This window comes from Aeromonas sp. SE22 (assembly GCF_038739755.1).
Lineage (GTDB): Bacteria > Pseudomonadota > Gammaproteobacteria > Enterobacterales > Aeromonadaceae > Aeromonas > Aeromonas jandaei.
In genome coordinates this window covers 36,793-47,594 of the sequence record NZ_JBCGFD010000020.1, presented here as the reverse complement: position 1 = coordinate 47,594, position 10,802 = coordinate 36,793, and the positions used below count along the sequence as shown (strand labels likewise).

The 10,802-nt window shown below is 57.2% G+C and carries 12 protein-coding genes and 1 pseudogene; 9 read left to right on the top strand and 4 right to left on the bottom strand.

Annotation, left to right across the window (positions count from 1 at the left end; translation table 11 throughout):
• From AAHA39_RS19605 to yjjG, 3 genes are all read left to right on the top strand, one after another.
• Window positions 1–355: hypothetical protein (locus tag AAHA39_RS19605; RefSeq protein WP_342690035.1), on the top strand; the 355-nt coding region annotated here is incomplete at its 5' end.
• On the top strand, window positions 249–1,748 hold the full coding sequence (locus tag AAHA39_RS19600; protein ID WP_320656580.1) for a M17 family metallopeptidase: 1,500 nt from the start codon (window positions 249–251) through the stop codon (window positions 1,746–1,748). The genes AAHA39_RS19605 and AAHA39_RS19600, both read left to right, overlap by 107 nt.
• Window positions 1,749–1,762: 14 nt before the next feature.
• Window positions 1,763–2,452, top strand: coding sequence for a pyrimidine 5'-nucleotidase (gene yjjG, locus AAHA39_RS19595; protein WP_320656553.1), 690 nt, complete (start codon window positions 1,763–1,765; stop codon window positions 2,450–2,452).
• Between the two features lie 68 nt (window positions 2,453–2,520).
• Here yjjG and AAHA39_RS19590 read toward each other — a convergent pair whose 3' ends face one another.
• The 3 genes from AAHA39_RS19590 to dusC form a co-directional block, all read right to left on the bottom strand.
• Window positions 2,521–3,228, bottom strand: a complete 708-nt coding sequence (locus AAHA39_RS19590) for a substrate-binding periplasmic protein (RefSeq protein ID WP_236661099.1) — start codon at window positions 3,226–3,228, stop codon at window positions 2,521–2,523.
• Window positions 3,229–3,386: 158 nt separating this feature from the next.
• Window positions 3,387–3,755 (bottom strand): TraR/DksA family transcriptional regulator, encoded by a 369-nt coding sequence (locus AAHA39_RS19585; protein ID WP_041210735.1) that lies wholly within the window; start codon window positions 3,753–3,755, stop codon window positions 3,387–3,389.
• A gap of 97 nt (window positions 3,756–3,852) precedes the next feature.
• Window positions 3,853–4,797: a tRNA dihydrouridine(16) synthase DusC gene (gene dusC, locus AAHA39_RS19580; RefSeq protein WP_320656554.1), complete on the bottom strand. Its 945-nt coding sequence runs from the start codon at window positions 4,795–4,797 to the stop codon at window positions 3,853–3,855.
• Between the two features lie 123 nt (window positions 4,798–4,920).
• On the opposite strand from dusC, the gene AAHA39_RS19575 reads away from it, so the two are divergent.
• The 4 genes from AAHA39_RS19575 to AAHA39_RS19560 all read left to right on the top strand — a co-directional run bounded on the left by AAHA39_RS19575 (window position 4,921) and on the right by AAHA39_RS19560 (window position 9,203).
• Window positions 4,921–5,298: a YbaN family protein gene (locus AAHA39_RS19575; RefSeq protein WP_320656555.1), complete on the top strand. Its 378-nt coding sequence runs from the start codon at window positions 4,921–4,923 to the stop codon at window positions 5,296–5,298.
• Window positions 5,299–5,431: 133 nt separating this feature from the next.
• Window positions 5,432–5,977, top strand: a complete 546-nt coding sequence (gene apt, locus AAHA39_RS19570; RefSeq protein ID WP_033113563.1) for an adenine phosphoribosyltransferase — start codon at window positions 5,432–5,434, stop codon at window positions 5,975–5,977.
• Window positions 5,978–6,161: 184 nt separating this feature from the next.
• A complete protein-coding gene (dnaX, locus tag AAHA39_RS19565; protein ID WP_320656556.1) occupies window positions 6,162–8,759 on the top strand; it encodes a DNA polymerase III subunit gamma/tau in 2,598 nt (865 codons plus the stop codon).
• Window positions 8,760–8,873: 114 nt separating this feature from the next.
• Window positions 8,874–9,203, top strand: coding sequence for a YbaB/EbfC family nucleoid-associated protein (locus AAHA39_RS19560; RefSeq protein WP_041210739.1), 330 nt, complete (start codon window positions 8,874–8,876; stop codon window positions 9,201–9,203).
• Window positions 9,204–9,230: 27 nt separating this feature from the next.
• Here AAHA39_RS19560 and AAHA39_RS19555 read toward each other — a convergent pair whose 3' ends face one another.
• Window positions 9,231–9,491: a tyrosine-type recombinase/integrase gene (locus AAHA39_RS19555; RefSeq protein ID WP_320656557.1), complete on the bottom strand. Its 261-nt coding sequence runs from the start codon at window positions 9,489–9,491 to the stop codon at window positions 9,231–9,233.
• Between the two features lie 384 nt (window positions 9,492–9,875).
• Here AAHA39_RS19555 and AAHA39_RS19550 point away from each other — a divergent pair, with 384 nt between their 5' ends.
• Both AAHA39_RS19550 and AAHA39_RS19545 read left to right on the top strand, forming a co-directional pair.
• Window positions 9,876–10,190 (top strand): hypothetical protein, encoded by a 315-nt coding sequence (locus AAHA39_RS19550; RefSeq protein WP_201966582.1) that lies wholly within the window; start codon window positions 9,876–9,878, stop codon window positions 10,188–10,190.
• A gap of 463 nt (window positions 10,191–10,653) precedes the next feature.
• A pseudogene (locus AAHA39_RS19545) lies at window positions 10,654–10,776 on the top strand (IS3 family transposase); the annotation flags it as partial.
• Between the last annotated feature and the right edge of the window lie 26 nt (window positions 10,777–10,802).

Here is a 10,802-nt window from a genome sequence, read left to right as displayed (position 1 = left end):
TCGGGCTCATAACCCGAAGGTCGTCGGTTCAAATCCGGCCCCCGCAACCAACTTTCTCTCGGTTTTTCCTTTTTCAGCTGCTTTTCATCACCTCCATTTTTCTCTTTCCAAATACTTTACAGACATTGCGCAATATCACTCTTGCGTGGTGAAGATGTTGTTTGTGCTGGTTTTTCAGGGCAAAACTGGTCGTCCCGCCTGTTTGTTAGGTATGATCAGGTATCTCTTCACGGATGAGGTACATGCCTGTGATCACTCCCTTTACCTATCTTCCTCCCGCTATCGATTGCCAGGATGCCACTCTCGTCCAGGCCCTCGAGCAGGCGCTTCCTATACAGATATTGCTGATCGCTGAAGATCAGAAGGAGACGATCCTGGCTCATCCCCAGCTATCGGGTGTCAACACCCTGCTGGCGCTGGGCAAAAAAGCCCCCTTTACCCTGATGCAGGGCAACAGCCTGCTGCTGGTCGTCTGTGTGGCGGGCAGCGTTGAGCGGGATCACCGCCTCTACAAGCAGGTGCGAAGCTGGATTGCGCCGTTGTCCGGATTAAAAGCCGAGCGGGTCGGTCTTCATCTCGAGGGCTTTTCTGCCTCCGAGCGGGGAGTGCTGGCCGAGCTGGTGCTTTCCACCCTGCTTGCTGCCAATATGCCGCTGCCGACCAGCAAGAGCCGCAGTGAAAGCAGCTGGAGCTATCAGCAGGTAGTTGTGTCCCCGGCGGTGGTGCTGGATCTGGCCCGGATCTACAGCGAAGCGGGCGGCAACGGGCTGGCCCGTCATCTGGCGGTGCTGCCCGCTTCCGAGCTGACCGCAGCCAATTATCGCGAGTTTCTCAGCCAGTTGGCGCAGGAGGAGGGATGGCACTGCCTCCATTATGATCAGGGCCAGTTGGCCGAGCTGGGGGCAGGCGCCTTTTTGGCCGTGGCCCGTGGCTCGGAAGACAATCAGGGTGCCATGGTCAAGCTCAGTTACTACCCCCCCAAGCCAGTGCGCCGTATTGCGCTGGTAGGCAAGGGCATTTGCCACGACTCCGGCGGCTACAACCTCAAGATCTCCGGCAGCATGTATGGCATGCATCTCGACATGGGAGGCAGCGCGGTGGCCCTCGGCACCCTCTATGCCATCAGCAGAGCTCAGCTACCCTATGAAGTTCACTGCTGGCTGGCTATTGCCGAGAACCATATCGGCCCTCATGCCTATCGGCCCGGGGAGGTCGTCACGGCCATCAACGGTACCACCATCGAAGTGGTCGATACCGATGCGGAGGGGCGGATGGTGCTGGCTGATACGCTGGCGATGGCGGCGCAGGATACCCCGGATCTGCTGATCGACTACGCCACCCTGACCGGTGCCTGCAAACGGGCGCTGGGAAGCCGCTACTGCGGCGTCTTTACCAACCGCACCGAATGGCTGGTGTCGCTGGTCAATATGGGGCAGCGTAGCGGCGAGCGGGTTTGGCCGTTTCCGCTCGATGAGGATTATGACGACAACATCGAGAGTGAATGGGCCGATCTGTTGCAGTGTGCGCCGGGCAGCTCCCCGGATCATATCGATGCGGCCCGTTTTCTCTCCCATTTCGTCCCCGAGCAGACTCCCTGGCTGCATTTTGACCTGAGCGGTTTTCGCAACAAGGGAGGCAACGGGGTGGTTTCAAGCGAAGTAACAGGCTTTGGCGTGCGTCTGACGCTGGATCTGCTGGCCAGTCCGCTGGGCAGAACGGGGCGCCACAGCATGGAACAACCTGACTGATGACAAGGATTTTTGTGAACAAGACAAGCTATGACTGGGTGCTGTTCGATCTGGATGAGACCCTGCTCGATTTCCCGGTGACACAGGCGCTGGAGCAAACCCTTCGCCACTATGGCGTACAGGTGGATGAGGCTGGCATGGCGGCCTATCACACCCTTAACCACGGTTTGTGGCAGCAGTACAACAATGGCGAAATTGATGCTACAGCGCTGCAAGAGACCCGCTTCTCCCTTTTTGCCGAGCAGGTCAATGTTGACCCCATGGTGATGAACAACACCTTTCTGGCGCAGATCGTTGCCTTGAGCATGCCCCTTGATGGGGTAGTGGAGACGCTACAGCTGCTGAAGGAGAAGGTGAAGATGGGCATCATCACCAACGGCTTCAGCGTTCCCCAGCGAGGCCGACTTGGCAAGCTGGGCTGGAGCGAGTGGTTCGCCCCGCTGGTTATTTCCGACGAGATCCGGGTTACCAAGCCAGATCCCGCTATTTTTCAGCACACCCTCTCGTTGATGGGGGCTCCGGATCCGGCCAGAGTGCTGATGGTGGGCGACAATCCCAAGACCGATATTGCCGGTGCGGCTGCGCAGGGGTTGGCCACCTGCTGGTATAACCCGGGCAAACAGAATAGTGAGTGCGATGCCACTCACGAGATCCATCACTTCTCTCATCTCGCCGGCATTGTGCTTGGTCAGTCGCGGAGTTGAAGTGGTTCCTGATAGGTTATTTGACGAAACCAACGTAGAGGACGGGAGAGCCATCGGCTCTCCCGTTGTTATTCTGCGAGCAACCCAGAGGTATAGCGGGTCAGGATCTGCTGATATTCGGGGCTTTGCTTGAGTTGGTCGATCGCCTGATTGAGCCGATCCAGCTGGGCTTGCGATGTGCTCTTCTTGCTGAGCATCAGGTGAACCGGAGTGCGCTCGATATGCAGCAGGATATGGAGCTTCTTCAGGGTGATGCCCTGATGCTCCCATTCCTGCAGACTGTTCGGATCGAGGATAAACCCCTGGATCCGCCCGCCGTTGAGCATCTTGAGCAGTTGCTCCAGGGTGAATCGCTCCTGTAGCCGAGGTTTCACCTTGGGGTCGGCGACAAGGCGGCGAAAGGCTTCGCCGTAGTCAAACCCCTTGAGCAGACCGATATGAAAATCGGGAGTATTGATCAGCTGTTCCAGAGTGGTGATGGTGCGCCAGCGTGGTTCATCCTCCTTGCGGATGATGATGACCGTCTCCTCTTCCCGATAGGCATGGCTGAAGCGAGCATATTGCTGACGCTCGGTGGTGATGTTGGCGGACATGGCCAGTTGAACCGTGCCAAATTCCAATTCGTGCAGCACCCTTGTCCAGGGCATTTCGATGAAGCGAGCCTGATAGTCAGCCCGCTGCAGGATGGCATTGAGCAGTTCGATATCCAGCCCTTGTAGCTGATGCTGTTCATTGCGATAGCTGAACGGCTGCCAGTCGCCCCAGCCAACGACCAAAGACTCCTGTGCGGCGGCCTGACAGCATAAACACCATAACAACAAGAGTCTGTACACGACTCATCCCCTCGAACCGGCTCATATAGTCGAGTATTGGACAGGAATGGCAGTGTCACCAGTGAGGCGGTAAAGAGAGGATGCACCGGTTGGTGCATCTTTCAGAGCTCGTGGGCGTGGAATCCCTTGCGATAGCGGGCTTCGCAGCGCGGGCAGCGTTGTAGGGTCGGATCCTGCTCTAGCGATTCGATGGCCAGTGGCTCTTCGCAGTCGGAACAGAGGCCGTAGAGGCCGAGATCCATCTGACAGAGTGCGGCATCGATCCGTTTGAGATGCGCCACACTCTGCTCCACTTTGGGCAGATCCAGCCGGCTGGTCAGCTCGACCAGCTGATCCTGTTCGCAGTGATCCAGCTTTTCGGCCCACTCGTCACGGCGACAGGCTTTTAGCTGACCGATCAGCGTTTCTCGTACCTGGGCCCAGTCGGACAGCAGGCGATTACGCCAGACAGTCAACTGTGCTTGCGTCATTTCACACACATTATCCCCCACAGGACAGACGACAGATTCGGGGCAGTATAGGGATCCGATAACTTTATCAAGATGATATGAGTCAAGTTAACGACGGTTAGCCGTGGCTTTTGGCCGCTTGCAGCAAGGCATCGCGGATGGGGTCCGTCTCTTTGAGCACCCGGATATCCTGAAACAGCAGATCTGCTTCCGGGTATTCCCGCTTGAGATAGCTGAACCACTGTTTGATCCGGCTGGGGTAGTAGTCAGCCTTTTCGCTGGCCAAGTCCTGCTCGGTGTAGCTCACCATCAATTGCAGTACCTCGGCCCAGCTCATGTGGGGGCAGCCGGTTTTCATCACGTTGGCCAGATTGGGCAGGGAGATGGCGCCGCGCCCGACCATCAGGGAGTCGCAGCCGGAGACGCTGGCACAGGTCAGGGCATCCTGATGATCCCAGATCTCGCCGTTGGCCGTGACGGGGATTGGCAAGGCGCGGCGAATGGCATCCACATACTCCCAGTGGGCGGGCGCCTTGTAGCCTTCACGTTTGGTGCGGGCATGGACGGCCAGCTCGTTAGCGCCGCCTTGATGAACTGCCAGGGCGTTATCCAGATAGAGATCCTTGTCATCGTAACCAAGGCGAATTTTGGCGCTGACCGGCAGATGGGCGGGCACCGCGTCGCGCACTGCCTTGACGATGCGATAGATGGTCTCGGGTTCTTTCAGCAGCACTGCGCCGCCCTTGCTCTTGTTGACGGTGGGGGCGGGGCAGCCGAAGTTGAGATCGACCCCGGGGGAGCCCAGCTCGATAGCGCGCCTGGCGTTTTCAGCCAGCCATTCGGGATGTTGCCCCAGCAGCTGGACCCGTACCGGGGTTCCCGCACGGGTTTTGCCATCTTGCAGCAGTTCGGGGCAGAGGCGATAGAACACCTTGGCGGGCAGCAGCTGATCAACGACCCGGATAAATTCGCTTACGCAGAGATCGTAATCGTTGACGGAGGTCAGTACCTCCCGCATCAGGTGATCCAGTACCCCCTGCATGGGGGCCAAAATAACGCGCATAACTGCTTTCCGAAGAGATAAGGAGAAAAAAGAGGGCAGATTGTAGTGGGGTTGTGCCCCGCTGTCAGCTATCAGCCAAACTCTGTTAGGCTAGACAGGTAAAAACAGAGATGAGAGGTGGCAATGCAGCGCTGGTGTCTGATGATCTTGGGGTGGCTGGCCTTTGTGACCGGCATTGTCGGCATCGTGTTGCCACTGCTGCCGACCACCCCCTTCATGCTGCTGGCAGCCGCTCTGTTTGCTCGTTCGTCCCCCCGTTTTCACCACTGGCTGCTAAGCCATCCCTGGTTTGGCCAACCCATTGCAGACTGGCAGCAGTATCGCGGTATTCGCCGGCATGCACGGCGGCGCGCCATTATCTTCATTCTGCTCACCTTCTCGGTGTCGCTGGCGGTGGTGCCGCTGCTATGGGTCAGGGGGCTGTTGCTTCTCATAATGGTGATCCTGCTCACCTGGTTAATGCGCCTGCCGGTGCTGGAGCCAGTTGCAATGGAGAAGTGAAGTCCCTAAGCTATTGCGGCAATAATGCTATGGAGTCGGCCTGTCATTCTTGCGTGACAGGCTTTTTTATTTCCCGCTGGCGGGAAGACTAAGATAAAACGGCCATCTGGGTCGAAAAACAAACGGTCAAACCATGAATCCGGAAACCCTGAAATTTATCGAAGCGAGCATCAAGACCATTCCCGACTATCCGAAGCCGGGCATCCTGTTTCGCGACATTACCAGCCTGATCGAAAATGCCGAGGCGTTCAAAGCCACCATCGATCTGCTGGCCAATCACTATCGTGATCAAGGGATCACCAAGATTGTTGGTACCGAGGCTCGCGGCTTCATCTTTGGCGCGCCGGTTGCCTACGCCATGGGTCTGGGCTTCGTGCCGGTCCGCAAGCCGGGCAAACTGCCCCGCGCTGTCATCGAGGAGTCCTATGCCCTCGAATACGGCACCGACACCCTGCAACTGCACACCGACGCCATCGTGCCCGGTGACAAGGTACTGGTAGTGGACGATCTGCTGGCGACCGGCGGCACCGTCGATGCCACCGTCAAGCTGATCCGTCGCGCTGGCGGTACTGTGGCTGATGCCGCATTCATCATCTCCCTGCCGTCTCTCGGTGGTGATGCCCGCCTGACCGCCGCTGGCGTCAAGGTGGTCTCTTTGGTTGAACTGCCGGGCGAATAAGCCCCCGGTTTGATCAACAGGCTGCTATCGTCAGCCTGTTGCCAGCCTCCAAACCGGTGCCCGTGCGGGCATCGGTTTGAAATTCAAGCGATCCCTCCCGCTCTGACCGATAGCCGATACAGCCTCCCGTCCATTTGTGTTAGCATCCGGCCTCAATGCCCTGTCTTCCCTGCATGATGGATTTATGAGCTATCAGGTTCTGGCGCGTAAATGGCGCCCCCATACGTTTGAACAAGTGGTTGGTCAGCAACATGTGCTGACTGCCCTGACCAACGCCCTGGATCAGGGACGGCTGCATCACGCCTATCTGCTGAGCGGCACCCGCGGCGTCGGCAAAACCACCATCGCCCGTATTCTGGCCAAGAGCCTCAACTGCGAGCAGGGGATCAGCAGCCATCCGTGTGGCGTCTGCGATACCTGCCGCGAGATCGATCAGGGCAACTTTGTCGACCTGCTTGAAATTGACGCGGCGTCGCGTACCAAGGTGGAAGATACCCGCGAGCTGCTCGACAACGTGCAGTACCGCCCGGCCCGTGGTCGCTTCAAGGTCTATCTCATCGACGAAGTGCACATGTTGTCGCGTCACAGCTTCAACGCGCTGCTGAAAACTCTGGAAGAGCCGCCCCCCTATGTGAAGTTTCTGCTGGCCACCACGGATCCGCAGAAGTTGCCGATCACCATTCTCTCGCGCTGCCTGCAGTTTCATCTGAAGAGTCTGGATCAGACCCAGATCGCCAAGCAGCTCGAATGGGTGCTGGATCAGGAGGGGCAGCCCTTCGAACCGCGTGCCCTGCTGGCTTTGGCCAAAGCGGCTGACGGCAGTATGCGCGATGCCCTGAGCCTGACCGATCAGGCGCTGGCACACGGCAACGGCAGCGTCCGCCTCGACAGCGTGCTGACGATGCTGGGCACACTCGATCACCGCCACCTGCACCAGCTGCTGGAAGCCATCCTGCGGCAAGATGCCCCCGCGACCATGGCCAAGATCAGCGAGATCGCCACCCTTGGCCCCGATTTTGATCAGCTCCATGCCGAGCTGGAAGGGCTGCTGCATCGTATCGCCATGGCCCAGCTGCTGCCTGCCAGCGTGCAGGAGCAGGGGGCGGATGCTGATGCCCTGCTGCAACTGGCCAAGGCGATGAGCCCGGAAGAGGTGCAGCTCTGCTACCAGATTGTGCTGGGTGGCCGTAAAGATCTGCCCTGGGCACCCGATGGCCGCACCGCGCTGGAGATGACCTGCCTGCGGATGCTCGCCTTCTCGCCACGGCGCGAGGTATTGCACCCCGCCACGCTGACGGCGCTTCCCCCATCCATGACTGGCTCGGCCAGCACGGGGATGGGGGCTGCCCCGACGCTGCCGGGAAAGCGTCCGGCCGCTGAGCCTGCAACTCATACTCCACACCCTGCACAGACGGTTTCTGCCGATGCCATGACGGCCACGGCCGAGGTAACCGGTCAGGATGAGGAGAGCGGTGAAGAGGAGGTGCAAGCCGCCCAACTCTTCAGCCAGCAGGATGAGTTGCTGCGCGAGGCGGCCGGTATGGGTTATCAGGCAGAGCCGGCCCCGCTCTCTGGCGCGCATAGCGGCATGACGGTTGATACTGCGAGCTGGGGGGAGGGGGCCGTTGCAAACCCTAACCCATCGGTACCAACCGACACTGCGCAGATGGCCGCTGCAGAGATGGCGCCTGCGCAGATGACGTCTGGACCGATGGATAGCGCTCCGGCTGCATCTGCTTCGGAAGCGCCCGAACCTGTGTCGGCGGTATCGAGCATGCAAAGCCTGCTTGGCAAACGCAATATGCTGCGTAGTCGCCAGCGTGGAGAGAGCAGTACAGCTGTTCCTGCTCCTCGGGCGGTGCCGGTTGCGCCAGTGCGTCAGGTTACTGCCTCTGCGCCAGCACCTCAGCCGCAGAGCGCGCCATCACCTGCTATCAGCCAAACGGCCACCCCGAGTGGCCCCGCCATGGGCCAGTTTGGCGAGTTGCCGCCGGTGGATCTCTACGCCGAAAATTATGACGAGGCGGGTGATAACGGGGATTACGAGGAGTATCTCAGCCAGAGCTTTATGGCCTCGCCCGTGCCTGAGCCTGCCCGCAGTGCGCCCAATCGCACTGCGGCTCCCGCTACCCAGCCTGCGCAGCCAACCGATCTGCCCCCCTGGGATCTGGCTGGGCAGCCGAGCTATCGACCTGGCGAGCGCAGTGCCACAGCGCCTGCAGTGACGCCTGCTCCTGCGACCCAGCCAATGACCACGACGGTAGCTGCTGCCCCTGTGGCGCAGAGCGAGCCTGTCCAGCCAGTGATGGAGACCATCGATTGGGACGAGCTCGAGAGCGATGAGGCGCAGCAAGAGGGGGAGGCGACCCGCCTTATTCCTTCCTCACTGCTCAATGGTTGTGGTGACGCTTGGGCCGAGCTGATTGCTCACACCCAGGTAGGCGGCCGGCTGCGCCAGCTCGCCATCAACTCGGTGATGACGCGGGAGGGAGACAAGGTGTTGCTGACCCTCAAACCCGAGCAGCGCCATCTGGTGAGCGACAAGGCGCGCGCCGATCTGGCCGAGATCATCGGGCCTGCGCTGGGGCAACCGGTACAGGTCGAGGTGACTCTTGGCGTGGTGCCTGACAAGGAGACCCCCCTCGAGATCGAGCATCGCCTCTATCTGGGGGTACGCGAGCAGGTGACCCGGGATCTGGAACAGGATCCCAACGTACAGTTTTTAGTTCAGCGGTTTGGTGCTGTGCTCCATCACGAGAGCATCGAGCCCCTCAACCGCTAAATTCCGTGGCCGGGAGCTGGTTCCCGGTTGAAAAGCAGTTTGGCTGTCCCCATCTAGGACAGACAAGCCCACAGCCCGGCGCTGGATGCCGGATTTCAAGACGAGAGACGACATATGTTTGGTAAAGGTGGAATGGGTAACCTGATGAAACAGGCCCAGCAGATGCAAGAGCGTATGCAGAAGATGCAAGAGCAGCTTGCCCAGATGGAAGTGACCGGTGAAGCCGGTGCCGGCATGGTCAAGGTCACCATGACGGGCAGCCACAGCGTACGTCGCATCGAGATCGATCCCTCCCTGATGGAAGATGACAAGGAGCTGCTGGAAGATCTGGTTGCCGCCGCTTGCAACGATGCCGTGCGTCGTGTGGAAGAGCAGAACAAGACCAAGATGGGCGAACTGACCGGTGGCATGCAATTGCCGCCAGGTTTTAAGATGCCGTTTTAAGGCATAAAACCATTTAGGTTCAATGCCTTATGCTTTGGCCTGTTGCTCGTGGGTCATATATGGGTCAACAACACCCAGTTTTTCAGCCAGTTCATTCCTGTAATTAGGGTTGTCCTTGCTAATCCACTGAGCATAAATGGTGCGGATCATCCCCCAGTCTTTGTGACCAAGTTGCTTGGCCAGATAGGCTGGATGAGCACCCGCCATCAGAAGCATTGAGGCATAGCTATGGCGCAGCTGATACGGTTCTCTATGTGTCAGCTGCGCTTTTCTTGGTAGACGTGCCAATATCCCGGTGCTGTAAACAGTTCGGGTCTGATGTACGGCATATTCTCCCTCCCCAAAAAGACTCTTCGCCTCATCCCTTCACACTGCTTGTTATGACACTGTGGCTGGGTGATTAGGGGAAGATACGAACAAGTCATTTTCTTATCGAACGAGTCCCCGTCGGTTTCGTGGATGAGGTTCAGCATGAGTCACGTTCCCACCTTCCCTAAACGCCCTAGAAAAATAGATCATATAAATAATGGAAAGCTAGTCTTACTATTTTAATTTTAGCGCATACTGATTCGGAATATTCTGATAATGACGTGCTAAAGCCTAAATGGCTAGATCCCATTGTAGTCAATGCATAGAATGAAAATCAGATGTTGACAACAACTAGGAGCTGCTATGCAAATCCAAGTTTTTGAAAAGACATTTAGGCTTGCAGGGGAAAATGAGCAAGTTGCTCAATTTACATTTACTACATCAGGAGCATTGCACATTTGGTTTCCTGAGATAGGCCTGCAGATGGAGGCTCATCGAAACCAACTACGCATTCAAAATCATACGATTATTTACACTGGTGGACTGGATTATGGTGAACACCGCGCCCATTGGGCTTTGACGCTTCATGCAGAAGATATCAAAGAGTTTAAGAAAATTATGTCGCGATTTCACCTAAACAGGCATCTGGCTGTTCACAGTCAGCGCCGACAAGTCTAATGTTGATAATTTTCAAGATAGTGTAAAACGCAAGTTTTTGATATCGAGCTAACACCTGTGCTCGAGATGCAAGTAGTGCCGTCCTTTGCCACTACGTATTTTGTCGAGCCAACCCTTGGTTCCTCTGGTCTGGTAATCTGGCAATTTTCGTAGCGACGGCTTTGGTGGTCATAGGGTAGTTGCAAATAGCATGGTAGGGAAGCTGTTCTATTATCGGGTTCGCACTCCTATGACCACATTTTTTATTTAATATCTGGCCCTTCGTATGGTTTATACCTTCTTCTTAAGCTGGAGGTAGCCAAGATGTGGCAGGTGTAAAATGCAGACTGCACTATATCCCACTGACTTTTAAACTGTCGCAGAACGATCTGAACGAAAAGGCTAGCCTGCTTGCAAGCACTAGCCATTTTACCAATTCAGGAAAAACGGCAGGAGCAACGCCATGTTGTATCTCGACAAACAGACAGCCGAACAGCGCATCAAGGAGCTCGAGCAACAGTTGGAGCAAATGAGGCTAAAGGCCGAATTTTTTGAAGCTGTTGTTGAAGAGCTGAAAAAGGACTACGGAAATTCCATTTTAAAAAAGCGAGCAACGCAATCCTGTGAGTCTTC